The organism is Amycolatopsis sp. NPDC051128, from assembly GCF_040682715.1.
Classification (GTDB): Bacteria; Actinomycetota; Actinomycetes; order Mycobacteriales; family Pseudonocardiaceae; genus Amycolatopsis.
In genome coordinates this window covers 183,400-208,066 of sequence record NZ_JBFBBN010000007.1, presented here as the reverse complement: position 1 = coordinate 208,066, position 24,667 = coordinate 183,400, and the positions used below count along the sequence as shown (strand labels likewise).

The following is a 24,667-nucleotide window of genomic DNA, read 5'->3' as shown; positions in this document are numbered from 1 at the left end:
CACCTTGGGATGCTGGGCGGATGACGGACACCCCGGCGCGGCTGCTCGGCCTGCTCTCGCTGCTCCAGACGCCCCGCGAGTGGCCGGGCAGCGAGCTGGCCGAGCGGCTCGATGTCAGCCCGCGCACGATCCGCCGCGACATCGATCGGCTGCGCGAGCTCGGCTACCCGGTCGAGGCCAGCCGCGGTGTCGCGGGCGGCTACCGGCTGGTCGCCGGCACCGCCATGCCGCCCCTGGTGCTCGACGACGACGAAGCCGTCGCGATCGCGGTCGGGCTGCGAACCGCCGCGGGGCAGCCGGTTTCCGGGATCGAAGAGGCGTCCGTCCGGGCGCTGGCCAAGCTGGAGCAGGTGCTGCCGGCGCGGCTGCGCCGCCGGGTCGGCACGATCGGTACCGCGACGCTCGCCGTGCCGGCCACCGGGCCGGTCGTCGACCCGGCCCAGCTGACGGTGTTCGCGGGCGCGATCACCAACCACGAGACGGTCCGGTTCCGCTATCGCGCGAACGACGGGACGGAGACCCGGCGCCGGGCCGAGCCGCTCCGGCTGGTCGCCGCCGGCCGCCGCTGGTACCTGGTCGCCTACGACCTCGACCGGGCGGACTGGCGGACCTTCCGCACCGACCGCGTCCGCGACGCCCAGGCGACCGGCGGCCGCGTCACCCCGCGGAAGCCACCCGCGACGGACCTGGCGGCCTACGTCGTCGAACGGCTCTACGACCTCGCCCCGACGTACCGGGCGGTGGCCGACGTGGCGGCCCCTTCGCAGGAGATCGCACCGCGTCTCGGCGCGGCCGTGGGCGAGCTGACGGACCTCGACGACGGCCGGTGCCGGTGGCGAAGCCAACCGGACACCTTGGACTGGCTCGCGTTCCGGCTGCTCGGGCTGGGGTGCGCGTTCACCGTCGAGGAGCCACCGGAACTGGTGGCCCACCTGAAGGTGCTCGCGGACCGCGCGAGCGCGGCGGCCGGTTCCGGCGCGCCGAGCTGACCGATGGTGCGACACTGCTCCCCCTCCCTGAATGCGTTCCGGGGCAGGCAAGACAGCTCCACCCGCTGCCAGCCGAACCCCGGCAGCCGGCTGTCGTCGCCCGCGACGAAACCGGTGAACGCCCGGACGATCCGGGCCCGATCCGCGACCTGGACACGGAAATGCCGGTCGAGCCGTCCTTCCGCGGTGTTCCAGCGCGAACCAGGGGCCGGTCGCCCGGCTCCGTTCAGTGCGAAAAGGACACGACCGGGGGTGGGCCGGTCCGCTGTGGACCGGCCCACTCGCACCGCTCAGTCCGGCTCACCTCCGTCCTGGTCCGTGCGCCTGCTCGGCGGCACGGGGAGGTAGCAGGCCGGGTGCTCCGGGTCGCAGCCCACGCGGGGCAGCCGGGCGCGGATGCCGCCCGGAGTGCGCTCGAAGTACGCCGCGATCTCCGCGACGCTCTCGCCCGCGATCCACCGGCGTTCCAGCTCGGCGTCCATCTCCCCGTTCCACGGGCGGCCCTGTTGAGAGGGACGGCCCGCGGATCTTCGCCGCGGCGCCCGGCCCGCGCCGGCCGCGGACAGCAACCCGTCCGCGACGAGGTCGGCCACCGTGGCCGCCACCGCGACGTCCAGGTCGAGGCTGCCCTCGGCGACCGGTTCGCCGCCAGGGCCGCCGGCTTCCAGGGTGATCATCACTCGGGGAGTCGGTTCGGCGCGATCGGCGTCCGTCCTGGTGGCGACGGCGATCTGGTAGGTGATTTCCTGTGCCCGGATCTCGGTCCGGCGCTCTTCGATGATCGACATGCCACGAAGCTAGCGCGCACCCCCGACAGTTTTCGGACACGCACTGCTCACGGCCGGTTTCGCTCCGGAATTGTCGGACCCCTGCCCTACCGTCTGCGGCGACCACACCCCGTCATCGGGAGGCGACGATGAGACACCGGCGGACAGGACACTGCCCCGGTCCAGGCGAGCCGGGCCGGGGCAGCGAGCGGAACCTGCGCTCAGAAGTGCGGCAGCTGAGCCAGCGTGCTCTGCTTCTCCTGCGCGACCTTGGCGGAGCTGTCCGGCTTCTGTGCCGTGACCCCCTCGGGGACCGGCGGCGGCACCGGGCCACACCGGACATCGGAGTGGTCGCCGGGCCGGCGCCGCGGCAGCTCGCCGGTGGCCAGGTAGCCGGCGATCCGGTCGTCCACACAGGACACCCCGGACAGCGAGCCGGCGTGCGTCGTGCCACCCGGCGCGCTGATCAGGTTCGAGTTCGGGAACCGCCTCCGGACCTCGAGGCTGCCGGCGCACGGCGTGGCGGCGTCGAGTTCCTCGCCGATCAGGAGCGCACCGGCCACCTTGCCACATTCGACGGAGTGGGCCGGATTTCGGTGAAACCACCGGCAATTCCGGACAATCTCGCTGACCGACGCGAGTTCCGCCATCCGCCTTCGCCGGGACCTGCGCCGCCCGCGGCGCGCCGGAACTGTCGGTGGCCGGCAGTACGCTGCGGGGCGCATGAGCGCGGAGGGAGGACGGATGAGCGCGGACGAACAGCTGGTCAAGGCGATCCGCAGCGGGCTGGCCGAGCTGGCCGACCCGGCGAAGGCGCCCGCGATGCAGGCCTATATGAAGTCGGCCATGCCCTTCCGCGGGGTGGCCAAACCCGAGCGGAGCGCGCTGCTCAAGCGGGTGCTGGCCGAGCACATATTGCCCGATCGGGTGACATATTCAGCGACCGTCCTGGAGTTGTGGCGGACCGCCGAATTCCGCGAGGAGCGCTACGCGGCGATCGACCTTTCCGGGCATCGCGCGTACCGGCGGTGGCAAGACCCGGGCCTGATTCCGATGTACGAGGAAATGATCGTCAGCGGGGCGTGGTGGGACCATGTCGACGAGCTCGCCATCCGCCGGATCGGGCCGATCCTCCGAGCGGACCGCACGCTCGTCACGCCGATCGTGCAGAGCTGGGTGGCGGATCGCGACCTCTGGCGCCGGCGCACGGCGATCATCTGCCAGGTCGGCGCGAAGGAGGAAACCGACACCGACCTGCTCACCCGCGCCATCGAACCGGCGATCGCCGAGCCGGAGTTCTTCCTACGCAAAGGAATCGGCTGGGCACTGCGGGACTACGCGAAGACGGCACCGGACTGGGTCCGGTCCTTCGTGGACGATCACCCGGACCTTTCGGGACTGTCGCGAAGGGAGGCACTCAAGCACATCGGGTGACGTTCAGCCCTCGACGAACCGACCGGCATGCCCGGACGGTCGGCGCGCGCACCTGGACGGTCGGCGCGCGTACCCGGAGGGTCGGCTCACGTGCCGGGACAGTCGACTTGCGTGCCGGGACGGTCGGGTCGGCCGGGTGCGTCGAAGTCGAGGCGTGCGGCCGGCTTTGGAGCCGAAACGGGAGAGGGGCCGGTGGCCCGGCCCCTCTCCCCTTGCTTCGCCCGCGGCTACGCGCGCAGGGTCGCGTCGAACCGCTCGCCCGCCGCCGCGACCGCCGCGTCGCGGGCCTTGGTGGCCTCGTCGACCGTCAGGGTCCGGTCCGCGGCGCGGAACCGGAGCTTGTACGCCAGCGACCGCTTGCCCTCGCCGACCTGCTCGCCGGTGTAGACGTCGAACAGCGTGATGTCCTCGAGCAGCTCGCCGGCCCCCTCGCGCAGGACCGCGGCGAGATCCGCCGACGGCACGTCCGCCGCCGCCACGAGGGCGACGTCGAGCAGCACCGGCGGGTAGCCGGACACGCTCGGCGCCGGGCGGGAGTCCGGCAGCGGGATCGCGTCCAGGTCCAGCTCCATCGCCACCGTCCGCGGCGGCAGGCCGAGTGCCTCGACCACCTTGGGGTGCAGCTCGCCGGCGTGGCCGACCGGCCAGTCGCCGACGCGCAGCTGGGCACAGCGGCCCGGGTGCCACGGCGGCAGGTCGGCGGCCTGCACCGTCAGCTCGATCCCCGCGGCCTCGGCGACCGTCCGGGCCGCCTGCACCGCGTCGGCCCAGTTCGCCTGCTCACCCTGGCCCCACCAGCCGGCGCGGTGGCGCTGACCGGCGAGCACCACGGCGACGTGCAGCGGCTGCTGCGGCACGGCCGCTTCGAGCAGCGCGAGCTCCTCGTCGCTCGGCCGCCGGTCGACGCCGAGGTCCGGCACCTTCAGCGGGTTCGGCGCGGGCAGCACCACCTGGCCGATGTGGAACAGCGAGACGTCCTTCATCCCCCGCGACACGTTGCGCTGCATCGTGTCCAGCAGACCGGGCAGCAGCGTGGTGGCCAGCCGGTTGCGGTCGGCCTCCAGCGGGTTGCGCACCACGACGGTGTTGCGGCGGACGTCGTCGGCCGGAAGGCCGAACGCGTCCCACACCGCGTCGCCGACGAACGGGAACGGCCGCACCTCGACGTACCCGGCCTCGGCGAGCGCGCGTGCCACGTTGCGGCTGCGCCGCTGGGCGTCGGTCAGTCCGCGGCCGGCCGGGGCGGCGGGCAGCGTCGACGGGATGCTGTCGTAGCCCTCCAGCCGCAGCACCTCCTCGACGAGGTCGGCGGGCTGGCGCAGGTCGCCGCGCCAGCTCGGCGGGATGGCGGTGACCAGGCCGGTGCCGTCGTCGCCGGTGCCGACCGAGACCTTGCAGCCGATCTGGGTGAGCCTGCGGACGGTCACGCCGCGCTTGTAGTTCACGCCCGCGACCTTGTCGGGCAGGTTGATCGGCATCATCACCGCCGGGTTCGGCTCGACCCCGCCCTCGTCGGTGCGGCCGGGCTGGATGGCGGCGTCGCCGTACTGGCGCAGCAGCCGGGCGGCCAGCTCGACGGCGGCCGCGCACAGCTGCGGGTCGGTGAACCGCTCGAACCGCTTGGCCGCCTCGGAGAACAGCTTGTGGCGCCGCGCGGTGCGGCTGATCGCGGCCGGGTTCCAGTGCGCCGCCTCGAGCAGCACGTCGGTGCTCTCCGCGGTGATCTCGGTGCTCGCGCCACCCATCGTGCCGGCGAGGGAGATGACGCCGCTGTCGTCGGCGATGACGATGTCGTCCGGGTCGAGCGTGCGCTCGACATCGTCCAAAGTGGTCAGCTTCTCGCCCGGCTTCGCCCGGCGCACCACCAGATCGCCCTGGATGGCCTTGGTGGCGAACGCGTGCAGCGGGTGCCCGAGCTCGAGCATCACGTAGTTCGTGACGTCGACGGCCAGGGAGATGGAACGGATGCCGGCCAGCATCAGCCGCCGCCGCATCCACCACGGGGTCGGCGCGGTCGCGTCCACGCCGGTGACCCGGCGCAGCACGAACCGCGGGCAGCCCTCCGGGTCCTCGACGCGAACCGGCCAGGCGTCGCCCTCGGCCGCCGGGACCTCCAGCAGCGCCGGGTCGCCGAAGGGCACGTCCAGCGCGTTCGACAGCTCGCGCGCGAGGCCGCGGACCGAGAGCGCGTAACCGCGGTCCGGGGTCGGAACGAGCTCGATCACCGAGTCGCCGAGGCCGAGCAGCTCCTGGGCGTCGTCACCCGGGCTGGCGGTGCCCGGCGGCAGCACGAGGATGCCCGTGTGGTCGTCGCCGAGGCCGAGCTCGCGCGCCGAGCAGATCATGCCGTCGCTGATCCGGCCGTAGGTCTTGCGGGAAGCGATGGCGAAGCCGCCGGGCAGGACCGCGCCGGGCAGCGCGACGACGACCAGGTCGCCCTCGGCGAAGTTGCGCGCACCGCAGATGATCCCGCGGGTCTTGATGCCGTGCGGACCCTCGTCGAACTCGGCGTCCTCATCGAACTCGCTGTCTTCGTCTTCGTCTTCGGCCTCGTCGGTGTCATCGGCCGGCTCGCCGACGTCGACGCGGCAGAACCGGACCGGCTTCTTGAACTCGGTGAGCTCCTCGACCTCGGCGACGCGCCCGACGACCAGCGGTCCGGTCACGGGACCGAGCTCGCTCAGGTCGTCGACCTCGATCCCGATCCGCACGAACGCGTCGGCCAGGTCCTGCGGCGTGACCTCCTCAGCGATGTCGAGGTGTTCGGTCAGCCAGCTGACTGGGACTCGCACTACGCCTCCGTTCCGAAGGGAAGGGTGAAGCGGACGTCGCCTTCCACCATGTCGCGCATGTCCGGGATCCCGTTGCGGAACTGCAGGGTGCGCTCGATGCCCATGCCGAAGGCGAAGCCCGAGTACACCTCGGGATCGACGCCGCAGGCACGCAGCACGTTCGGGTTGACCATGCCGCAGCCGCCCCACTCGACCCAGCCGGGGCCACCCTTCTTCTCCTCGAACCAGACATCCACTTCCGCGGACGGCTCGGTGAAGGGGAAGAAGTGCGGGCGCAACCGCGTCTTCGAATTCTCGCCGAACATGGCGCGGGCGAAGGCGTCCAGCGTGCCCTTGAGGTGCGCCATGGTGATGCCCTTGTCCACCGCGAGGCCCTCGACCTGGGTGAACACCGGCGTGTGCGTCGAGTCAAGCTCGTCGGTCCGGTACGTCCGGCCGGGGCAGACGACGTACACCGGTAGGTCACGGTGCAGCAGCGTGCGTGCCTGCACCGGCGAGGTGTGCGTGCGCAGCACCAGGCCGGAGTCCTCCTCGCCGACGTAGAACGTGTCCTGCAGCTGACGCGCGGGGTGGTCCTTGCCGAAGTTCAGCGCGTCGAAGTTGAACCACTCGGCTTCGAGCTCCGGCCCCTCGGCCACCTCGTAGCCCATCGCGACGAACGCGTCCGCGACGCGCTCGGAGACGGTGCTGATCGGGTGCCGCGCGCCGCGCGGGACGCGATCCCACGGGAGCGTGACGTCGACGGTCTCTTCGCGCAGCACGCGCTCGTCGCGCTCCACCTGGAGCTCGGCGCGGCGGGTGTCGAAGGCCGACTGGACGGCCTGGCGGGCCTCGTTGACGCGCTTGCCGGCCTCGGCCTTCTCCTGCTTGGGCAGGGCGCCGATCTCGCGGCGGGCCAGCAGCAGCGGCGAGTGGTCGCCGAGGTGCGCCGGCTTGACCTCGGCCAGCGCCTCGAGCCCGGTCGCGGCGGCGAACGCGGCTTCGGCGGCTTTGACCGCCTCCTGCAGCGTCTCGGGGGCCAGCACCGCACCCTGGGCTTGCTTCTCCTTGGCTCCGGACATAACTCCTCGGCGTCCGCTGGGACTGGTCGTTCGTGCTCCGCTGGACACGCGGCGCACGAGAGGTCAAAGGCGGGAAAAGTCTATGGGATCGGGTCCGCGCGCCCCCGGTCGCCCTCGGCGGGTGCGGATGCACGGTCGGCGCGGGCCACGGCGAGGGCCGGGCAGGCCGGCACCGAGCCTCGGGAAAACGCGGCGCGCGCAGTGTCGCCGCAGGTCAGCGCGGCGTCTGAAGAACCGAAGCCGATCAACGGGCGCGAGGTACCCCGCAGGTCAGCGCGGCGTCCAAGACCGGCAGCCGGTCAGCGCCGCGCCGCCATCGCGCTCGTGTACACGCAGACGGCCGCCGCGGTCGCGAGGTTGAGGCTTTCCGCCTTGCCGTACAGGGGGATCCGGACCGCGAGGTCGGTGCGGTCGAGCACGTCGGACGGCAGGCCGTGGGCTTCGTTGCCGAACACCCACGCCGTCGGCGCGGTGAGATCCACCCGATCGAGTTCGGCGTCCGCGTAGCCGTGCGCGGCGAACGTGCGCAGGCCCGCGGCCGAGCAGGCCGCCAGCGCGGTGGGAACGTCGCGCACCCGCGCGATCGGCAGGTGGAACAGGCTGCCGGCGGCCGCGCGGACGCACTTGCCGTTGTGGGGGTCGACCGTGTCGCCCGCCAGGACGACCGCGTCGGCGCCCGCCGCGTCGGCGACGCGGATCACCGTGCCCGCGTTGCCGGGGTCGGCGACGTCCACCAGCACCACCACGAGCCGGGCGCCCGGGGCCACGGCCTCGTCGAGCGGACGGTCCAGCAGTGCGCAGACGGCCACGATGCCCTGGGGCGTCACGGTTTCGGACAACCCGTCGGCAGCGCGGTCGGTGATCGGCGAAACCGGGACGCCGGCCGCGCGGGCCGCGTCCACCAGTTCCGCGTGCTGCGCCGCCGCGCGCTCGGTGACGAACAGCTCGGCCACCTTGCCGCCCGCCAGCGCGGCCTCGACGGCGTTGGCGCCTTCGGCCAGGAACCGGCCGGCCTTGTCGCGTTCCCCGCGGCGCGTCAGCTTGCGCGCAGCAACGACCCGGGGGGTCCGTTCGGTGAACGGATCCACCCCGGGTCGGGGAGAACTGCCGGTCAGGCCGACTTCGCTTCGCCGGTGTTCACGTTGGCCTTGGCGAGCTCGGCCAGCGCGGTGAAGGCGGCGGCGTCGTTGACGGCCAGATCCGCGAGGATCTTGCGGTCGACCTCGACACCCGCGGCCTTGATGCCCTGGATGAACCGGTTGTAGGTCACGCCGTTCGCCCGGGCGGCCGCGTTGATGCGGGTGACCCACAGGCGGCGGAAGTCACCCTTGCGGGCACGACGGTCCCGGTAGGCGTAGTTGAGCGAGTGAAGCGTCTGCTCCTTGGCCTTGCGGTACAGCCGCGAACGCTGGCCGCGGTAGCCGCTGGCCAGTTCCAGAGTTGCGCGACGCTTCTTCTGGGCGTTTACCGCCCGCTTGACGCGTGCCACGGGTCCATCCTGTCGATCTCAGGGGGCGAGGGGGACGCCCCGGGTGGTTACAGCAAGTTGGGGAAGGATCAGATGCCGAGCAGGCGCTTGACGCGGCTGACCTCGGTCTGCGACACCTCGGTGGTGCCCTCGAGACGGCGGGTCACGCGGCTGGACTTCTTCTCCATGCGGTGCCGGCGGCCGGTCATCTGGCGGCGCAGCTTGCCCGAGCCCGTGACGCGGATCCGCTTGGACGTCCCCTTGTGGGTCTTCATCTTCGGCATTTCAATCCTCTTTCGTGCGGCGGCTCACCGGAGAATCCGGTGAGCCGCTGACATGTGCTGGTCGGCGCCTACGCCTCGGGGACCGGCTCGGGGGCCGTCTCTGCCTTGGCCTTCGGCTTCACGTTCTTGTGCGGGGCCAGCACCATGATCATGTTGCGGCCGTCCTGCTTGGCCGACGACTCGACGAAGCCCAGCTCCGTAACGTCTTCGGCGAGCTTCTGCAGCAGCCGGTAGCCGAGCTCCGGCCGGGACTGCTCGCGACCGCGGAACATGATCGTGACCTTGACCTTGTTGCCCGCCGCCAGGAAGCGCGACACGTGACCCTTCTTGGTCTCGTAGTCGTGCTGGTCGATCTTGGGGCGCAGCTTCTGTTCCTTGATGACGGTCAGCTGCTGGTTGCGGCGGGACTCGCGGGCCTTCTGCGCGCTCTCGTACTTGAACTTGCCGAAGTCCATGAGCTTGCACACCGGCGGGCGGGCCTGCGGCGCGACCTCGACGAGGTCGAGGTCGTTCTCCTGCGCCAGGCGCAGCGCATCCTCGATCCGGACGATGCCAACCTGTTCACCGGCCGGTCCGACGAGTCGGACCTCCGGCACCCGGATTCGGTCGTTGATGCGTGTCTCGGAGCTGATGGGGCCTCCTTGGTCCGAGGAATGTTTCCTGTTCTCGTCGACCTGGTGCCCACATAGCGAAGGCCCCGGTCACCGTGTGTCGGTGCGCGGGGCCCACTCTGTTTCCGATCGCACCCGGCCGCGAAGCCGGGCACTTCACCCGGCACTTGCGTCCGGGCGAGACCGGACCCGGACACCTGTACGGTGACGCGGGTGGGAGCGGGGCTCCACTTGCCGCCCCCGATCGCTCGGGAGCTGGTCGCACGTGGAAGGGTACCAGACGTGTCGGAACAACCTTCCCAACAGCCCCCGTATTCCCCGGAAGCGCGCCACCTGGAGGACATCCCCAGCGTGGAGGTGATCAGCCGGGCGGCGGTGATGCTGCTGTCGGCCGGCGCCGAACGGCTCGGCCTCGCCGACCCCGACCCGGCGGCCTCCCCGCATCGCGACCTCGACGAAGCGCGCCGCCTGATCACCGCGCTGGCCGGGCTCGTCACCGCCTCCGCGGAGTACCTCGGACTGCACGCCGGCCCGCTGCGCGATGGCCTGCAGTCGCTCCAGAAGGCCTTCCGCGAGGCATCGGTCGTGCCCGATCCGCCTGGTCAGGGCCCCGGGGAAAAGTACACCGGCCCCGTTTACTGACTCGTCCCGCTCGTCCGGCTCCTTGCCGGACGAGTCCTCCGACATCTAACATGTTACATGTGAGTCTTCCCAAGGTCACCCGCCCGTTGCTCCGTGACGAGGCGTACGACCGCATCCGCCACGCCATCGTCGACGGCACCCTGCCGCCCGGTGCTCCACTCCGGGACGGCGACCTCGCCGAGCAGCTCGGGCTCTCGAAAGCCCCCGTGCGCGAGGCGCTGCGCCGACTGGCCGAAGACGGCCTCGTCGAGTCCAAGCCGCAGAGCTACACCCGGGTCTCAGAGGTGCTGACCGCCGACGTCGCCGACGCGCGCGAGATCGTCCGGCTGCTGCACGAGTTCGCCGTCCGGCAGGCCGCGCCGAAGTGCCGCGCGGACGACGTCGCCGCGATGCGCGCGGCCAACGACCGCTTCGCGGCGGCGATCGAGGCCGGCGACATCGCGGCCGCCGTCGAAGCGGACGACGAGCTGCACGACGTCCCGGTCCGACTGGCCGGCAACGCCGCGGTCGCCGCGACCCTCGACCGCTACACACCGCTGCTGCGCCGTCTCGAGCATGCCCGGTTCAGCTCGGCGCTGGCCTGGAACTCCGTCGAGCGCCACACGAGGCTCATCGACGCCCTGGAGAAGCGCGACACCGGCACGGCGGTCTCCGTGATCTCGACCATCTGGACCGACCTGCTGGAGGACCGATGACCCTGGCCGACTTCCCGCGCTACCCCCTGCTCTTCGGCCCGTCGCCGGTGCACCCCCTGGACCGGCTGAGCGACCACCTGGGTGGCGCGCGGATCTGGGCCAAGCGCGAGGACGTGAACTCGGGTCTCGCGTTCGGCGGGAACAAGACCCGCAAGCTGGAGTACCTGGTCGCCGACGCGCTCGCCCAGGGTGCCGACACCCTCGTCTCCATCGGCGGGGTCCAGTCCAACCACACCCGGCAGGTCGCGGCCGCCGCGGCGCGCGCCGGGCTGAAGGCCGTGCTCGTCCAGGAGAGCTGGGTCGACTGGCACGACCCGCTCTACGACAAGGTCGGCAACATCCAGCTCTCGCGGATCCTCGGCGCCGACGTCCGGCTCGTCGAAGCCGGCTTCGGCATCGGCTTCAAGCAGACGTGGGAGGACGCGATCGCGGAGACCGAGGCCCGCGGCGGGAAGCCGTACGCCATCCCCGCCGGCGCGTCCGACCACCGGCTCGGCGGGCTCGGTTTCGCGAACTGGATCGTCGAGCTGGAACAGCAGGAGAAAGACCTCGGCGTCTTCTTCGACACCGTCGTCGTCTGCTCGGTCACCGGCAGCACCCAGGCCGGGATGGTCGCCGGGACCGCGCTCGGCAAGAAGCGCAGGATCCTCGGCATCGACGCCTCGGCCAAGCCCGGCGAAACCCGCGAGCAGGTCACGCGGATCGCGCGGAACACCGCCGAGCTGATCGGCGCCGGCGAGATCCCCGAGGTCGAACTGGACGACCGCTACCACGCCGGGATCTACGGCATCCCCGACAAGTCCACTGTGGACGCCATCGAGACGTGCGCCCGGCTGGAGGGGATGATCACCGACCCCGTGTACGAGGGCAAGTCCATGGCCGGGCTCATCGACCTCGTCGGCCGCGGCGAGATCGAGCGCGGCTCGAACGTGCTGTACGCGCACCTCGGCGGGCAGCCCGCCCTGAACGGCTACACGAGCGTCCTCGGCTGAACCGGTGGGCCGGGCACGACCCGGCCCACCGAAGGCTCAGTCCAGCACGCAGAGCACGTCGATCTCGACGAGCAGCTCACCCGGGAGGCCGACGTACACCGTCGTGCGCGCCGGCTGCGGCGCGTCGCCGATCAGCTCGTCGTACACCTCGTTGAACGGCGCGAAGTGCGCCGTGTCGGTCAGGTACACCCGGACCATGATCGCGTCGGCGAGGCTCGAGCCCGCCGCCGACAGCACGGCCTCGATGTTCTTGAACGTCTGCCGGGTCTGGCCCGCGACGTCGTCGCCGACGATCTCGTTCGTGGCCGGGTCGAACGCGACCTGGCCGGCGACCTGCAGCAGGTTCCCCTTGCGGACGGCCTGTGAGAACTTCGCCGGCGGCTTCGGCGCGTTCTCGGTGGAAACTGCCGTCTTGCTCATCAGTGCCCCTTTCCGTTCTCCGTCCATCCACTGTGGACGGAAGCTTCCTTCGTGGCGGCCCGCAGCTCGGGCACCAGCCCCAGCAGGCCTTCGTAGTCGAGCAGCACCTTCGGCACCGACATCGACGCGGCGGCCAGCACCTCGCCGTCCGCCCCGCGCACCGGCGCCGCGACGCAGTGGATGAAGTCCTCGTGCTCGGCGTTGTCCACGGCGTACCCGAGCCGGTCCACGCGTTCCAGCTCGGCGAGGTAGGCCTCGGGCGTCGTGATCGTGTTCGGCGTCCGCACCGGGTAGTCGATCGACCGCGCGATCTCCTCCCGCCGCGCCGGCGGCATCGCCGCGACCAGGACCTTCCCCACGGCCGTGCAGTGCAGCGGCGCGCGCTTGCCGATGCGCGAGTACATCCGCACCGAGTGCCGTCCCTCGAACTTGTCGATGTAGACGACTTCGCCGTCTTCGTAGCTGGCCAGGTGCACGGTGTGCCCGGTGCGCGCGTTGAGCGCGGCCAGCGCGGCGTGGGCGCTGCGCCGGACGTCGAAGGAATCCAGGGCCTGGTTGGCGAGGTCGAACATGGCGCTGCCGAGCCGGTAGTACCGGGTGCCCTCGCGCCGCACGAAGTGGTGCTGTTCGAGGGTGCGCAACAGCCGCAGCACGGTCGACTTGTGCACGCCGATCTCGTCGGCGAGGTCGTCGAGGGTGCGAGCATCCTTCGCGATCGAGTTCAACAGCGTCAGCGCTCGATCCAGACTCTGACTCACGTGCGCACCACGCCTTCTCCGGTCAGCCGCACCGAACGCCACTCGTCCGGGTCCGCGTGCAGCAGGGTAGCCACGACCGGGCGAGGCAGCGGCACCCCGACGTCGTCGTGGGTGAGCAGGGTGACGGCGGCCTGCAGGTGCCCCTGCCGCAGCCGTTCCAACGGTCCGGCGCCGCGCAGCGTCGCGGCGAGGAACCCGGCGGCGAACGCGTCGCCGGCGCCGACCGGCTCGACGACGTCGACCCGCAGCGCGGGCGCGAACAACGGCTCGCCCTCGACCAGCGTCGCCCCGCGTTCGCCGTGCTTGACGACGAGCGTGCGCGGCCCCGGCAGCAGGGCCCGCAGTTCCGCCGGGTCGCCGGTCCCCCACACCTGCCGGGCCTCGTCGTCGCCGGTCAGCACGATGTCGGCCCGCCCGGCCAGTTCCGCGAGCAGGCCGGGTTCGCGGCCGGCCCAGAGCGCGGGCCGCAGGTTGACGTCGAACGAGATCAGCCGGTCGCCGCGGGGCATCTCCAGAAGGGCGCACACCAGCGCGAGGCAGCTGTCGGACAGCGCGGGCGTGATCCCCGACAGGTGCAGCACGCGGACGCCGTCGAGGTCCAGCCGGCCCAGCAACGACGGGTCCATCGCGGACGCCGCCGAGCCGGTCCGGTAGTAGCGCACGGGACTGCCGCCGGCGCCGCTTTCCTTGATGTAGAGCCCAGTCGGGCGCGCCGGGTCGACGTAGCACGAGCTGACGTCGACGCCGGTGGCAGCGATTTCCCGGAGCATCGCGCGGCCGAACGGGTCGTCACCGACCGCGCTCACCCAGCCGCTCGACACGCCCAGCGCCGGGAGGTTGCAGGCCACGTTCGATTCGGCGCCGCCGATGGTGCGCACCCACCGCTTCACCTCGTCCGGCGGACCTGGTTCGGCGGGCACGAACAGCGCCATCGACTCGCCGATACACAGCACCTCGGGCCCGCTCGTCACTTTCCGTCTCCCTGCCTTTCACCCCGTTGACCTGTGCCGACCCGGATGCTACACCTATGGCGCGCAACATACGCAACAGCCGTTGCAACATACGCAACCGAGGTCGCCGCCGATGACATCCCCCGAAACCACCGTCTGCACGATGGACACCGCCGCGCTCGACGCCCTCCGGCAGGAGCGGATCGACTGGCGCTTCCGCTCGGCCGCTCCCGCCCTGGCCGGGCTCACCCTCGCCGAAGCCGCGGACCGGCGGCTCAACCTGTTCGCCGACGGGTTCTTCGCGCCGTTCGTCGTGCTCGACGACGAAGCCCTCGAACACAACCTGCGGACGATGGCCGCGTGGTGCGCCGCCCGCGGCGTGGTGCTGGCCCCGCACGGCAAGACGACCATGGCACCGCAGCTGTTCGCGCGCCAGATCGAGCACGGCGCGTGGGGCCTGACCTGCGCGAACGCCGGCCACCTCCGGATATACCGCGCCTTCGGGGTGTCCCGGATCCTGCTGGCCAACCAGTTCCTCGACCCGGCGGGCCTGCGCTGGCTGGCCGCCGAGCTGGCGGCGGACCCGGACTTCGAGTTCGTCTGCTGGGTCGACTCGGTGCGCGGCGTCGAGCTGATGACCGAAGCCCTCGAAGGGACGGAGCGCCCGGTCGACGTCCTCCTCGAGCTGGGGGCCGACGGCGGCCGCACCGGCGTCCGCGACACCGCGACCGCGCTGGCGATCGCCGAAGCGGTCCACGCCAGCCCGGTGCTGCGGCTGCGCGGCACCGGCGGCTACGAGGGCGCCCTCTCGCACGACACCGACGATGCCGCGCTCGCCAAGATCAGCTCCTATGTGGACGGTCTGCGTGAGCTCGCGATCTCGTTCGCGGACAAGGGGCTCCTCGACGGGCAGATCATCGTCAGCGCCGGCGGCAGCGCGTACTTCGACCAGGTCGCCAACGAGCTCACGAAGCCGTGGCCGGACGGTCTCGACGTGCTGCCGGTGCTGCGCAGCGGCGCGTACGTCACCCACGACGACGGCTTCTACCGCCAGATCTCCCCGCTCGGCGACCACCCGCGCATCGACGGTGTCGCGTCGTTCCGGCCCGCGCTCCGGGCCTGGGCGCAGGTGACGTCGAAGCCGTCGGACGAGCTGGCGCTGCTGACCATCGGCAAGCGCGACGCGTCGTTCGACGAGGGCATGCCCGAGCCGCAGCTGCGGCGCACCCCGGGCGGCGGTGCGGAGCCCCTCGAAGGTCACGTCGTCGCGAAGATGAACGACCAGCACGCGTTCCTCACGCTGCCCGCCGGGTCGCCCGTCGACGTGGGCGACTGGATCGGGCTCGGCCTCTCCCACCCGTGCACGGTGTTCGACAAGTGGCCGCTGATCCCGGTGACCGCGGCCGACGGCGAGACCGTCGTCGACCTCGTCCGGACGTGGTTCTGATGGACGTCGTCGTCAAGGGCGCGCTGGTCGCCGACGGCACCGGCGACGCGATCACCCGGCACGACGTCGGCATCACCGGCGGCCGGATCGCGAGCGTCGCCGATGCGGGCTCGCTGGCCGGGCGGCGGAACATCGACGCGGACGGCCTGGTGCTCGCACCCGGGTTCATCGACATGCACTCGCACTCCGACCTGCAGCTGCTGGCGAACCCCGAGCACCCGGCCAAGATCACCCAGGGCGTCACCACCGAGGTGCTCGGCCAGGACGGGCTTTCGTACGCGCCCGTGGACGACGTCGTCCTCGAAGCCCTGCGGCAGCAGCTCGCGGGCTGGAACGACGATCCACCGGGGTTCGACTGGAACTGGCGCTCGGTCGGCGAGTACCTCGATCGCCTCGACCAGGGCATCGCCGTGAACGCGGCCTACCTGGTCCCGCAGGGCACGGTCCGGATGCTCGCCGTCGGCTGGGACGACCGGCGGGCGACGGACGCCGAGCTGAACCGGATGAAGGAACTCGTGTCCACCGGCCTGCGCGAAGGCGCGATGGGAATGTCCTCGGGCCTCACCTACACACCCGGGATGTACGCGGACACCGGTGAGCTGGTCGAGCTGTGCCGGGTGGTCGGCGAGCTGGGCGGCTTCTACAGCCCGCACCACCGCAGCTACGGCAAGGGCGCGCTGGCGGCGTTCGCCGAGATGATCGACGTCTCGCGGCGCTCCGGCTGCCCGCTCCACCTGGCGCACGCGACGATGAACTTCTCGGTGAACAAGGGCAAGGCGCCCGACCTGCTGAAGCTCCTCGACGAGGCCCTGGCCGACGGCTGTGACGTCACCCTCGACACCTACCCGTACCTGCCGGGCGCGACCTACCTCTCGGCGCTGCTGCCGAGCTGGGCGACCGAAGGCGGCCTCGACGCGACGCTGGCCCGCTTGTCCGATGTGGACGAACGCGAGCGGATCCGCGCCGAGATCGAGGAGTCCGGTTCGGACGGTGCGCACGGCGTCCCGATCGACTGGGACGCCATCGAGATCAACGGCGTCCGCAACGACCGCAACGCCCACCTCGTCGGGCACAGCGTCGCCGCGTCGGCGCGCGGGGAAGGCACCGAACCCGCGAAACTGTACTTCGACACGCTGCTCGACGAACGGCTCGGCACGTCGTGCCTGATGCACGTCGGGCACGAGGAGAACGTCCAGGCGATCATGCGGCACTCCACGCACACCGGCGGCAGCGACGGGCTCCTCGTCGGCGCGCGGCCGCACCCGCGCGCCTGGGGCACGTTCCCGCGATACCTCGCCCGGTACGTCCGCGAACTGGGCGTCCTGGACCTCGCCGAGTGCGTCGCCCACCTGACCGGTCGGGCCGCACGGCGGCTGCGGCTGACCGACCGCGGGCTGGTCCGCGCCGGACACGCCGCCGACCTGGTGCTGTTCGACCCGGACGCGGTCGCCGACACCGCCACCTTCGACGACCCGCGGCAGCCCGCCGCGGGGATCACCCACGTCTTCGTCAACGGCGTCGCCGCCCTCGACGACGGCCGTCCCACCGGCGCCCTCGCCGGCCGGTCCCTGCGCAACCCCGGGAGAGCCCGATGATCCACTGGCTGCAACACACCACGGGCGGCCTGCTCACGCTCGCCGCCGTCTCGATCGCCGTCCTGCTGGTGCTGATCATCAAGCTGCGGCTCGAACCCTTCATCGCCCTCATCGTCGTCGGCCTGCTCACCGCGCTGGCCGCGGGCCTGCCCGTCGGCACCATCGTCGGCTCGGCGCAGAAGGCGTCGGACTCGCTGCTGGAGAAGGGGTTCGGCGGCATCCTCGGGCACATCACGGCGATCATCGGGCTGGGCACGATCCTCGGCTCGATCCTGGAACGCTCGGGTGGCGCGAAGGTGCTCACCGGGGCGCTGCTGCGGTCGTTCGGCGAGAAGCGGGCACCGCTGGCGATGGGGGTCGCCGGGTTCGTCTTCGGCATCCCGGTGTTCTTCGACATCGGCATCTTCGTGCTGGCCCCGCTCGTCTACGTCGCCGCGCGGCAGGGCGGCCGCTCGCTCGTGCTGTACGCGATGCCGCTGCTGGCCGGCCTGTCCATCACGCATGCCTTCCTGCCGCCGCACCCGGGTCCGGTGGCCGCGGCCGGGCTCCTGCACGTCGAACTCGGCTGGATCATCCTGATGGGCCTGGCCTGCGGCATCCCCGCGTTCCTCGTCGGCGGCGTGCTCTACGCGACCTGGATCGGCAAGCGCATCGACGTCGGCGTGCCCGAGGACATGGTCTTCGCCGAAGAAGAGGGCGAGCGCGAAGAGAACCCGCCGTCGCTGGGGCTGGTCGCCGCGATCATCGCGGTGCCGCTGGTGCTGATCCTGGCCGGCACGTTCGGCAGCATCTGGCTGCCGAAGGGCTCCGCCCTCGCCGGGGTCGCCGCGTTCATCGGCACCCCCGCGGTCGCGCTGACCGTCGCCGTCCTGCTGGCTTCGTGGCTGCTCGGCCTGCGGCGCGGGTTCACCGGCAAGGACCTCAACGAGCTGGCCGCGAAGTCGCTGCGGCCGGTCGCGATGATCCTGCTGGTGGTCGGCGCGGGCGCGTTCTTCGGCGCGGTGCTCGCGGCCACCGGGATCGGCAAGGCCGTGGCCGACTCGCTGCACGACGCCGGGTTGCCAGTGATCCTCGCGGCGTACGTGATCAGCTGCGGCATGCGGATCGCCCAGGGCTCGGCGACGGTGGCGATCGTGACGACGAGCACCATCCTCGGCCCGGCCGTGGCCCAGCTCGGCTATTCGCAGATCCAGCTGGCCCTGCTGGTGATGGCCATCTCGGCCGGGTCGATCATCGCCTCGCACGTCAACGACGGCGGGTTCTGGATCGTTTCGCGGTACTTCAACCTCACGGTGCCGCAGACGATCAAGTCCTGGACCGCGCTGGAAACCGTGCTGTCCCTTTCGGGATTCGGCGTCGCGGCATTGCTGATGGCGCTGGTCTAGACCATACTGAAGCCTGTCACCGCCGAAACCCGTTGGGAGACAAAGACGATGACCGGACTTTCCCGTCGCACGTTCCTCGGTGCAGCCGCGGGTGCGGGGGCCGCCACGATCCTCGGCACGCAGGCGGCCGGCGCGACCACCACGGAGAAGGGCTGCTTCACCGGCACCACGCTGTACATCGGCAGCTACACCACCGGGGCGACCGGGCACGGTCTCGACGTCGCCACGCGTTCGGGCGCGGCGCTGTCCCTGCTCCGGACGATCCCGGGGATCACCGACACGTCGTGGTTCGACAGCGGCGCCGACGGCAAGACGCTGTACGTCACCAACGAGGGCGACCCGGCGGGCTACGTCTCGGCATTGAACGTCGCCGACGCCACGAAACCGAAGCTGCTCAACAAGGTCTCCTCGAAGGGTGGCGCGCCGACGCACCTTTCGGTGCATTCGAGCGGGAAGTACGTGCTGGCCGCGAACTACAGCTCGGGCAGCGTCGTCGTGCTGCCGATCCTGGCCGGCGGCAAGCTCGGGCCGGCCACGGACCTCGTCACCCACCACGGTGCCGAGCGGGACGCGCACGCGCATCAGGTCGTCAACGACCCGAGCGGCCGCTGGGTGGTGGCGGTCGACCTGGGCGCCGACTCGGTGTACGTCTACGGCTTCGCCGCCGGGAAGCTTTCACTGCACCAGCAGCTGAAGCTGCCGTCGGGCGCCGGGCCGCGGCACCTCGCGTTCGACCGCACCGGAAAGTTCGCCTACATCCTCGGCGAACTGCGGGCGGAGGTGGCGGTCGCGAGCTGGGACGCGGCCGCCGGGAAGCTGAAAGCGCTCTCGGTCGTCCCGGCCGTGCCCGCCGGGAGCACCGGCGACCAGTTCCCGGGCGAGATCCTCGTGTCGCGCGACGGGAAGTTCGTCTACGCGACCGTCCGCGGTCCGAACACCCTGGCCACGTTCACGGCCTCCGGCGCCATGCTGAAGCTGGTGTCGAACGTGCCCACCGGCGGCAACTGGCCGCGGCACGTGGCCCTCGACCCTTCCGAAAGCTGGTTCTACGTCTCGAACCAGCGCTCAGGCACCGTCACGTGGCTGCCGCGTGACCCCGCCACCGGCCTGCCCGGCGCGCCCGCCGGCCAACTGGCCGTCGGCAGCGTCAACTCCGTCTATTTCGCCTGACCTCAGGTCCCCACTGGAGGCACCCATGAGACTGCTGCCGTTCGTCGCTGCGCTGGCCGTGCTGGCCGGCTGTGCGCCCACCCAGTCCGCGCCCGCGGGCGCCGGCTCGGACGACAAGACCGGCACCGTCCGCGTCTGGCTGTTCGACGAGGCCAACCGCGCGCCGAAGGAGGCCGTGGTCAAGGAGGCGATCGCCGAGTTCAAGGCGGCGCACCAAGGCGTCGAAGTCGACGTCCAGTGGGTGCCGGTCGAAGGCCGCGCCGACAAGTTCTCCGGGGCCTTCAACGACCCGGCCAACGCCCCGGACGTCGCCGAGTTCGGCAACACCGACGTCTCCGGCTACGCCGCCACCGGCGCGCTCGCCGACCTGACCGGCGACCTCGCGTCGTGGAGCGAGGGCAAGGACCTCATCCCGACCGTGCTGGACACCGCGAAGTCCGGCGGCAAGACCTACGGCCTGCCCTGGTACACCGGCGTCCGCGCGCTGTACTACCGCACCGACGTCTTCACCGAGCTCGGCCTCAAGCCGCCGTCGACGCTCTCCGAACTCACCGAAGACGCCCGGAAGATCCGCGCCGCCAAGCCCGGCCTCTACGGCATCTCCGTCGGCGGCAAGTACACCTACGCGATGCTGCCGTTCCTCTGGGCCAACGGTGGCGAGCTGGCGCGGCAAAGCGACGGCAAGTGGCAGGCCGCGGTGACCGGCGAGCAGGCCAAGGCCGGCGTGACCCAATACGCGAACCTGCTCAAGGACGACATCTGCCCTCCCGCGCAGTGCGCGAACCTGACCGGCACGCAGAGCGTCACGGCGTTCGCCGGCGGCAAGGCCGGGATGACGATCGGCGGCGACTTCAACCGCAAAGCCGTCGAACAGGGTGCGGTGAAGGGCAAGTACGCCGTCGTGCCGCTCCCGGGCACGACGGCGGGCAGCGTCGCCCCGGCGTTCGCCGGCGGCAACCTGCTGGGCGTGTTCAACGCGAGCAAACACCGCGGCCTGGCGCTGGAGTTCGTCGAACTGCTCGGCGGGGCGAAGTACCAGGAAAAGATGTACGCCGCGATGGGGAACCTGCCCACGCTGAGCAGCGTGCAGCAGAAGCTCGCGGCGAGCGACCCGTCCCTCAAGCCGTTCGTCGACACCTTGAAGGCGGGCACGAAGTTCGTCCCGGCGACGCCGGCGTGGTCGAAGATCGACAGCCAGAACGTCCTGCCGACCGCCGTCCAGCAGATCGCGACCGGCGGGAAGGATCCGTCGGCGGCACTGACCGACGCGGCCGCGGCGATGAACAAGGCCTTCGGCTAGTGGTGCTCACACAGGAAACCCGTCCCGTCGCGGTGCCCCCGAAGGCGCGGCGACGGGACGGCCGGGCCGCCGCGCTCTACCTCGCCCCGGCGGGCGTCCTGCTCGCCGCGCTGCTGGCCTATCCGATCTACCAGCTGCTCCTGATCTCCTTCTACGACTACGGCCAGCCCCAGGCCGCGGGCAACGCGCCGCTGGTGTTCCTCGGCTTCGCGAACTACACGGACCTGCTGTCCCAGGCGCAGTTCTGGACCGTGCTCGGCAAGACGATCGGGTTCGCCGCGGCCTGCGTCGCCGGCAGCCTGATCGTCGGCACCGGCCTCGCGGTACTGGCGAGCCGGGTGCGGTCACTCCCCCGGATGCTGCTGTTCCTGGCCGCGCTGGGCGCGTGGTCGACGCCGGCGATCGCCGGCTCCTACGTCTGGCTGTTCCTGTTCGACACCGACTTCGGCCTGGTCAACGAGGTGCTGTCCGGGCTCGGGCTGCCGTTCGAGCACCACTCGTGGACCTTCGGCACGCTCGGCGCGTTCGGGCTGGTCGCCGCCGAGGTGATCTGGTGCTCGTTCCCGTTCGTGCTGGTCACGATGTACGCCGGGATCAAGGGCGTCCCGGACGAGGTGCTCGAAGCCGCGTCGCTCGACGGCGCGTCGACGTGGCGCACGACGTGGACGATCGTGCTGCCGATGGTGCGGCCGCTGCTGATGATCGCCACCGTCCAGTCGATCATCTGGGACTTCAAGGTGTTCACCCAGATCTACGTGATGACCAATGGTGGCGGCGTGGCCGGGCGCAATCTCGTGCTCAACGTCTACGCCTACCAGCAGGCCTTCGCCGGGCAGGAGTACGGCCTCGGCTCGGCGATCGGAGTCGTGATGACGCTGTTGCTGCTGTCCTTCACCGGGCTGTACGTCCGGTCGCAGCGCCGGAGCGCGGCATGGCTGTGAAGCGTCCTGGGCGGCTGGTCGCCGAGATCGTCACCGTCGTGATCGCCGGGATCGTCGCCTTTCCGCTGTACTGGATGCTGTTGTCGGCGGTGAAGCCACCGGGCGAAATCCAGTCGGCGAACCCGAAGCCGTGGACGTTCAGGCCGTCGTTCGACAGCTTCGAGCGCGTGCTCACGGTGTCCGGCTTCGGGCGGTTCTTCCTCAACAGCCTGCTGGTCGCCCTGGTCGTCGTGGTGCTGTCGCTGCTGCTGTCGTTCCTGTCGGCGGTCGCGCTGACGCGGTTCTCGTTCAAGGGCCGGACCGTGCTGCTGGTGATGACCCTGGTCGCCCAGATGGTGCCGGTGGAGGCGCTGACCATCCCGCTGTTCTTCCTGATGCGCCAGATCGGCGGCGTGGCGCCGGCGTTCGGGCTGAACGAACTGGGTTCGCTGGTGCTGGTGCACCTGGCGTTCAGCCTGCCGTTCGCGATCTGGATGCTGCGCGGGTTCGTCGCCGCGGTGCCGGTCGAACTCGAAGAGGCAGCGAAGCTGGACGGCGCTTCGCGGATGCGGTTCACCTGGCAGATCCTGTTCCCGCTGGTGGCGCCCGGGTTGGTCGCGGTCAGCGTGCTGGCGTTCATCCACGCGTGGAACGACTTCCTGTTCGCCAAGACGTTCATCATCTCCAAGACCGAGAACCAGACGCTGCCGCAGGCGATCCTGGTGTTCTTCAAGCCGGAGGACACCGACTGGGGCGCGGTGATGGCCTCCTCGACGCTCATGACGATCCCCGTGCTCGTGTTCTTCGTCCTCGTGCAACGACGGCTGGTGTCCGGGATGGCCGGCGCCGTGAAGGGCTGACATGTTCGACACGCTCCTCCCGCGGCCGGTTTCCGTGACACCCGCGCCCGGCACCCTCGCGTGGCCGTCCCCGGTGGACGTCCGGTCCGCGGACCTGCCCGCCGAGGGCTACCGCCTGGAGATCTCACCCGCCGGCATCGTGCTGTTCTGTGGTGACGCCGCCGGGGAGTTCTACGGGCGGCAAACGCTGCGACAGCTCGTGGGACCGGACGCGTTCCGCGCCGCGTCGATCCACAGTGGACACGCAGTGCCCTGTGGCGTCGTCGAGGACCACCCGCGGTTCGGCTGGCGCGGTTGCCTGCTCGACGTCGCCCGGCACTTCCGGACCAAGGCCGAGGTGCTCCGGTTCGTCGACCTGCTGGCCGCGCACAAGCTGAACGTGCTGAACCTGCACCTGACCGACGACCAGGGCTGGCGCTTCGAGGTCCCGGCGTTTCCCCGGTTGACGTCGGTGGGCGCTTGGCGGCCGTCGTCGATGACCGGCAGCGGGGGCACGCAGGACGGACGCCCGCACGGCGGCTTCTACACCGGCGACGACCTGCGGGAGATCGTGGCCTACGCCGCCGCCCGCGCGATCACCGTGGTGCCGGAAATCGACGTCCCCGGCCACGCGCGGGCGGCGTTGGCCGCGTACCCCTCGCTAGGGACTTCGCCGTCCTACGACGTGTGGACCGACTGGGGCATCAGCACTTCACTGCTTTCGCCAACTTCGTCCACTTTGGACTTCTTCCGGACCGTGTTCGACCACCTGCTGGAGATCTTCCCGTCTCCGGTGATCGCCCTGGGCGGCGACGAAACACCCGGCGCGACCGACGCGCACCGCGAGTTCGTCCGGCAGCTGGCCCAGCACCTGGTGGCCCGCGGCCGCACCCCGATGGGCTGGGACGAGGTCCTCGACATCGGCGGTCTGCCCCCGATGGTCATCGGCGCCTGGCGCGACGAGGACGCGGGCCTCCGGGCGGCTTCGGCGGGGCACGACGTGGTGATGTGCCCGGAGCAGCACGTGTACCTGGACCACCGGCAGTCCGCGCACCCCGACGAGCCGATTCCGGTCGGCTGGGTTCACACCTTGGAGGACGTCTACTCGTACGAACCGGCGTTGACCGGCCCTCGGCTGCGTGGCGTGCAGGCGCAGGTGTGGAGCGAGCACCTGGACAGCGTCCGGCGGGTGGACTACATGGCTTTCCCGCGGCTGTCGGCGTTCGCCGAGGTCGCTTGGAGCAGCGGACCGCGAGACTACGGCGAGTTCCTGCCACGGCTGCGCGACCACCATCTGCCGCGGCTGGATGCGCTCGGGGTCGAGTACCGGCCGTTGGCCGGGCCGCACCCGTGGCAGCTGCGGCCGGGGGTGCCGGGCCGGCCGCGCTAGCCGTTCCACAGCGCCGTCCACTGCCGCGGGGTGAGGTCGCGCGGCAGGGCCGACGGCGGGATCCCGGCGGCCTTCAAGGTCGCGTGCCAGGGTTGCGGGACCACCGAGGTGAGGATCTGCTCGATCCCGCGGCCGCGGCCGGTGAAGACCTTGCGCACGAACTGTTCGTAACCGGCGCGTTCGGCCGGGCCGACGAGCGGCGACCGCCTCCGGGAGACCGTGAGGAGCCCGCCGTCGACACTCGGTTTCGGCCGGAACCCGTCGGCCGGGACGCGCCCGTGCAGCGTGAAGTCGAACCAGGGAGCGGTCTGCGCGGTCAGCATGGTGCGGCCGCCGACGCCGGCGCGTTTGCGGGCCACCTCCCACTGCGTCAGGAGGATCGCCTCGGCCCAGCCGCCATCGGCGAGCAGCCGCCGCAGGATCGGCGTGGTGAGGTGGAACGGCAGGTTGCCGACGACGACCGGCCGGTCCAGCGGGATCCGGAGGGCGTCGTCGTGAACCACGGTCACCGACGGAAGGCGGCGCCGGAGCCGGCGCACGCGGTGCTCGTCGATGTCGACGGCCAGGACGTCACGCCCGAGCGTCGCGAGATGCTCGGTGAGCGCGCCGGCGCCGGCGCCGATCTCCAGGATCGGGCCGTCCGTCTCGCGCACGAGCCGGACGATCCGGTCGATCGTCGGGGAATGGTGCAGGAAGTTCTGGCCGAGTTCGTGGCGGCCACCATGGACGGAGCGGGACAAGGGGAGGCACTCCAGACT

At 71.3% G+C, this 24,667-nt stretch carries 22 protein-coding genes and 3 pseudogenes; 13 read left to right on the top strand and 12 right to left on the bottom strand.

What is annotated here, in order from left to right; all coding sequences use genetic code 11:
• Positions 1 to 20: 20 nt before the first annotated feature.
• Positions 21 to 989 (top strand): YafY family protein, encoded by a 969-nt coding sequence (locus AB0M82_RS11120; RefSeq protein WP_364719899.1) that lies wholly within the window; start codon positions 21 to 23, stop codon positions 987 to 989.
• A gap of 290 nt (positions 990 to 1,279) precedes the next feature.
• Here the strand turns inward: AB0M82_RS11120 and AB0M82_RS11115 are convergent, their stop codons facing one another.
• Together AB0M82_RS11115 and AB0M82_RS11110 are read right to left on the bottom strand one after the other, a co-directional pair.
• Positions 1,280 to 1,777 carry a helix-turn-helix domain containing protein gene (locus tag AB0M82_RS11115; protein ID WP_364719896.1) on the bottom strand — a complete coding sequence of 166 codons (498 nt, stop codon included), beginning with the start codon at positions 1,775 to 1,777 and terminating at the stop codon, positions 1,280 to 1,282.
• A gap of 200 nt (positions 1,778 to 1,977) precedes the next feature.
• A pseudogene (locus AB0M82_RS11110) lies at positions 1,978 to 2,337 on the bottom strand (alpha/beta hydrolase); the annotation flags it as partial.
• A gap of 163 nt (positions 2,338 to 2,500) precedes the next feature.
• On the opposite strand from AB0M82_RS11110, the gene AB0M82_RS11105 reads away from it, so the two are divergent.
• A complete protein-coding gene (locus AB0M82_RS11105; protein WP_364719893.1) occupies positions 2,501 to 3,190 on the top strand; it encodes a DNA alkylation repair protein in 690 nt (229 codons plus the stop codon).
• A gap of 227 nt (positions 3,191 to 3,417) precedes the next feature.
• On the opposite strand, the gene pheT is transcribed toward AB0M82_RS11105, so the two are convergent.
• The 6 genes from pheT to infC form a co-directional block, all read right to left on the bottom strand.
• On the bottom strand, positions 3,418 to 5,982 hold the full coding sequence (gene pheT, locus AB0M82_RS11100) for a phenylalanine--tRNA ligase subunit beta (RefSeq protein ID WP_364719891.1): 2,565 nt from the start codon (positions 5,980 to 5,982) through the stop codon (positions 3,418 to 3,420).
• The gene (gene pheS, locus AB0M82_RS11095; RefSeq protein WP_364719888.1) at positions 5,982 to 7,043 is read right to left on the bottom strand and encodes a phenylalanine--tRNA ligase subunit alpha; all 1,062 of its coding nucleotides are present in this window, start codon (positions 7,041 to 7,043) and stop codon (positions 5,982 to 5,984) included. Before pheS ends, pheT begins: the two co-directional genes overlap by 1 nt.
• A gap of 299 nt (positions 7,044 to 7,342) precedes the next feature.
• A complete protein-coding gene (locus AB0M82_RS11090; RefSeq protein ID WP_364719885.1) occupies positions 7,343 to 8,131 on the bottom strand; it encodes an RNA methyltransferase in 789 nt (262 codons plus the stop codon).
• 23 nt (positions 8,132 to 8,154) lie between these two features.
• Positions 8,155 to 8,532, bottom strand: a complete 378-nt coding sequence (gene rplT / locus AB0M82_RS11085; RefSeq protein WP_020645456.1) for a 50S ribosomal protein L20 — start codon at positions 8,530 to 8,532, stop codon at positions 8,155 to 8,157.
• Between the two features lie 68 nt (positions 8,533 to 8,600).
• Complete coding sequence (gene rpmI / locus AB0M82_RS11080; protein ID WP_364719882.1) at positions 8,601 to 8,795, bottom strand: 50S ribosomal protein L35; 195 nt, start codon at positions 8,793 to 8,795, stop codon at positions 8,601 to 8,603.
• 68 nt (positions 8,796 to 8,863) lie between these two features.
• Positions 8,864 to 9,427, bottom strand: coding sequence for a translation initiation factor IF-3 (gene infC / locus AB0M82_RS11075; protein WP_364719965.1), 564 nt, complete (start codon positions 9,425 to 9,427; stop codon positions 8,864 to 8,866).
• A 261-nt stretch (positions 9,428 to 9,688) separates the two neighbouring features.
• Here infC and AB0M82_RS11070 point away from each other — a divergent pair, with 261 nt between their 5' ends.
• From AB0M82_RS11070 to AB0M82_RS11060, 3 genes are read left to right on the top strand one after another with little or no spacing between them, the layout of a single operon-like run.
• The gene (locus AB0M82_RS11070) at positions 9,689 to 10,048 is read left to right on the top strand and encodes a DUF1844 domain-containing protein (protein ID WP_364719880.1); all 360 of its coding nucleotides are present in this window, start codon (positions 9,689 to 9,691) and stop codon (positions 10,046 to 10,048) included.
• A gap of 59 nt (positions 10,049 to 10,107) precedes the next feature.
• Positions 10,108 to 10,743, top strand: a complete 636-nt coding sequence (locus AB0M82_RS11065; protein WP_364719877.1) for a GntR family transcriptional regulator — start codon at positions 10,108 to 10,110, stop codon at positions 10,741 to 10,743.
• On the top strand, positions 10,740 to 11,735 hold the full coding sequence (locus AB0M82_RS11060; RefSeq protein ID WP_364719874.1) for a 1-aminocyclopropane-1-carboxylate deaminase: 996 nt from the start codon (positions 10,740 to 10,742) through the stop codon (positions 11,733 to 11,735). The genes AB0M82_RS11065 and AB0M82_RS11060 overlap by 4 nt, the downstream gene beginning before the upstream one ends.
• Positions 11,736 to 11,771: 36 nt before the next feature.
• On the opposite strand, the gene AB0M82_RS11055 is transcribed toward AB0M82_RS11060, so the two are convergent.
• From AB0M82_RS11055 to AB0M82_RS11045, 3 genes are read right to left on the bottom strand one after another with little or no spacing between them, the layout of a single operon-like run.
• Positions 11,772 to 12,155, bottom strand: a complete 384-nt coding sequence (locus tag AB0M82_RS11055; RefSeq protein ID WP_364719871.1) for a RidA family protein — start codon at positions 12,153 to 12,155, stop codon at positions 11,772 to 11,774.
• The gene (locus AB0M82_RS11050) at positions 12,155 to 12,913 is read right to left on the bottom strand and encodes an IclR family transcriptional regulator (RefSeq protein ID WP_364719868.1); all 759 of its coding nucleotides are present in this window, start codon (positions 12,911 to 12,913) and stop codon (positions 12,155 to 12,157) included. The genes AB0M82_RS11055 and AB0M82_RS11050 overlap by 1 nt, the downstream gene beginning before the upstream one ends.
• Positions 12,910 to 13,845 (bottom strand): sugar kinase, encoded by a 936-nt coding sequence (locus AB0M82_RS11045; RefSeq protein ID WP_364719962.1) that lies wholly within the window; start codon positions 13,843 to 13,845, stop codon positions 12,910 to 12,912. Before AB0M82_RS11045 ends, AB0M82_RS11050 begins: the two co-directional genes overlap by 4 nt.
• A 151-nt stretch (positions 13,846 to 13,996) precedes the next feature.
• Here AB0M82_RS11045 and AB0M82_RS11040 point away from each other — a divergent pair, with 151 nt between their 5' ends.
• The 8 genes and pseudogenes from AB0M82_RS11040 to AB0M82_RS11005 all read left to right on the top strand — a co-directional run.
• Positions 13,997 to 15,310 carry an amino acid deaminase gene (locus tag AB0M82_RS11040; protein WP_364719865.1) on the top strand — a complete coding sequence of 438 codons (1,314 nt, stop codon included), beginning with the start codon at positions 13,997 to 13,999 and terminating at the stop codon, positions 15,308 to 15,310.
• Positions 15,310 to 16,905, top strand: coding sequence for a D-aminoacylase (locus AB0M82_RS11035; protein WP_364719862.1), 1,596 nt, complete (start codon positions 15,310 to 15,312; stop codon positions 16,903 to 16,905). The genes AB0M82_RS11040 and AB0M82_RS11035 overlap by 1 nt, the downstream gene beginning before the upstream one ends.
• Positions 16,902 to 18,290 carry a gluconate:H+ symporter gene (locus AB0M82_RS11030; protein WP_364719859.1) on the top strand — a complete coding sequence of 463 codons (1,389 nt, stop codon included), beginning with the start codon at positions 16,902 to 16,904 and terminating at the stop codon, positions 18,288 to 18,290. The genes AB0M82_RS11035 and AB0M82_RS11030 overlap by 4 nt, the downstream gene beginning before the upstream one ends.
• Positions 18,291 to 18,338: 48 nt before the next feature.
• Complete coding sequence (locus tag AB0M82_RS11025; protein ID WP_364719856.1) at positions 18,339 to 19,460, top strand: lactonase family protein; 1,122 nt, start codon at positions 18,339 to 18,341, stop codon at positions 19,458 to 19,460.
• Positions 19,461 to 19,485: 25 nt separating this feature from the next.
• Positions 19,486 to 20,760, top strand: coding sequence for an extracellular solute-binding protein (locus AB0M82_RS11020; protein ID WP_364719852.1), 1,275 nt, complete (start codon positions 19,486 to 19,488; stop codon positions 20,758 to 20,760).
• Between the two features lie 2 nt (positions 20,761 to 20,762).
• A complete protein-coding gene (locus tag AB0M82_RS11015; protein WP_364719849.1) occupies positions 20,763 to 21,701 on the top strand; it encodes a sugar ABC transporter permease in 939 nt (312 codons plus the stop codon).
• On the top strand, positions 21,692 to 22,540 hold the full coding sequence (locus AB0M82_RS11010; RefSeq protein WP_364719846.1) for a carbohydrate ABC transporter permease: 849 nt from the start codon (positions 21,692 to 21,694) through the stop codon (positions 22,538 to 22,540). The genes AB0M82_RS11015 and AB0M82_RS11010 overlap by 10 nt, the downstream gene beginning before the upstream one ends.
• Position 22,541: 1 nt before the next feature.
• A pseudogene (locus tag AB0M82_RS11005) lies at positions 22,542 to 23,753 on the top strand (beta-N-acetylhexosaminidase); the annotation flags it as partial.
• Between the two features lie 23 nt (positions 23,754 to 23,776).
• Here AB0M82_RS11005 and erm read toward each other — a convergent pair.
• A pseudogene (gene erm, locus AB0M82_RS11000) lies at positions 23,777 to 24,649 on the bottom strand (23S ribosomal RNA methyltransferase Erm).
• Positions 24,650 to 24,667 lie beyond the last annotated feature (18 nt).

Excerpts from the sequence above, each read along its gene's own strand:
- AB0M82_RS11025 (WP_364719856.1), top strand. The coding sequence starts at position 18,339 with ATGACCGGACTTTCCCGTCGCACGTTCCTCGGTGCAGCCGCGGGTGCG.
- AB0M82_RS11035 (WP_364719862.1), top strand. The coding sequence starts at position 15,310 with ATGGACGTCGTCGTCAAGGGCGCGCTGGTCGCCGACGGCACCGGCGAC.
- AB0M82_RS11120 (WP_364719899.1), top strand. The coding sequence starts at position 21 with ATGACGGACACCCCGGCGCGGCTGCTCGGCCTGCTCTCGCTGCTCCAG.
- AB0M82_RS11115 (WP_364719896.1), bottom strand. The coding sequence starts at position 1,777 with ATGTCGATCATCGAAGAGCGCCGGACCGAGATCCGGGCACAGGAAATC.
- AB0M82_RS11010 (WP_364719846.1), top strand. The coding sequence starts at position 21,692 with ATGGCTGTGAAGCGTCCTGGGCGGCTGGTCGCCGAGATCGTCACCGTC.
- AB0M82_RS11020 (WP_364719852.1), top strand. The coding sequence starts at position 19,486 with ATGAGACTGCTGCCGTTCGTCGCTGCGCTGGCCGTGCTGGCCGGCTGT.
- AB0M82_RS11040 (WP_364719865.1), top strand. The coding sequence starts at position 13,997 with ATGACATCCCCCGAAACCACCGTCTGCACGATGGACACCGCCGCGCTC.
- rpmI (WP_364719882.1), bottom strand. The coding sequence starts at position 8,795 with ATGCCGAAGATGAAGACCCACAAGGGGACGTCCAAGCGGATCCGCGTC.
- AB0M82_RS11030 (WP_364719859.1), top strand. The coding sequence starts at position 16,902 with ATGATCCACTGGCTGCAACACACCACGGGCGGCCTGCTCACGCTCGCC.
- AB0M82_RS11045 (WP_364719962.1), bottom strand. The coding sequence starts at position 13,845 with ATGGCGCTGTTCGTGCCCGCCGAACCAGGTCCGCCGGACGAGGTGAAG.
- AB0M82_RS11105 (WP_364719893.1), top strand. The coding sequence starts at position 2,501 with ATGAGCGCGGACGAACAGCTGGTCAAGGCGATCCGCAGCGGGCTGGCC.
- pheS (WP_364719888.1), bottom strand. The coding sequence starts at position 7,043 with ATGTCCGGAGCCAAGGAGAAGCAAGCCCAGGGTGCGGTGCTGGCCCCC.
- AB0M82_RS11060 (WP_364719874.1), top strand. The coding sequence starts at position 10,740 with ATGACCCTGGCCGACTTCCCGCGCTACCCCCTGCTCTTCGGCCCGTCG.
- AB0M82_RS11055 (WP_364719871.1), bottom strand. The coding sequence starts at position 12,155 with ATGAGCAAGACGGCAGTTTCCACCGAGAACGCGCCGAAGCCGCCGGCG.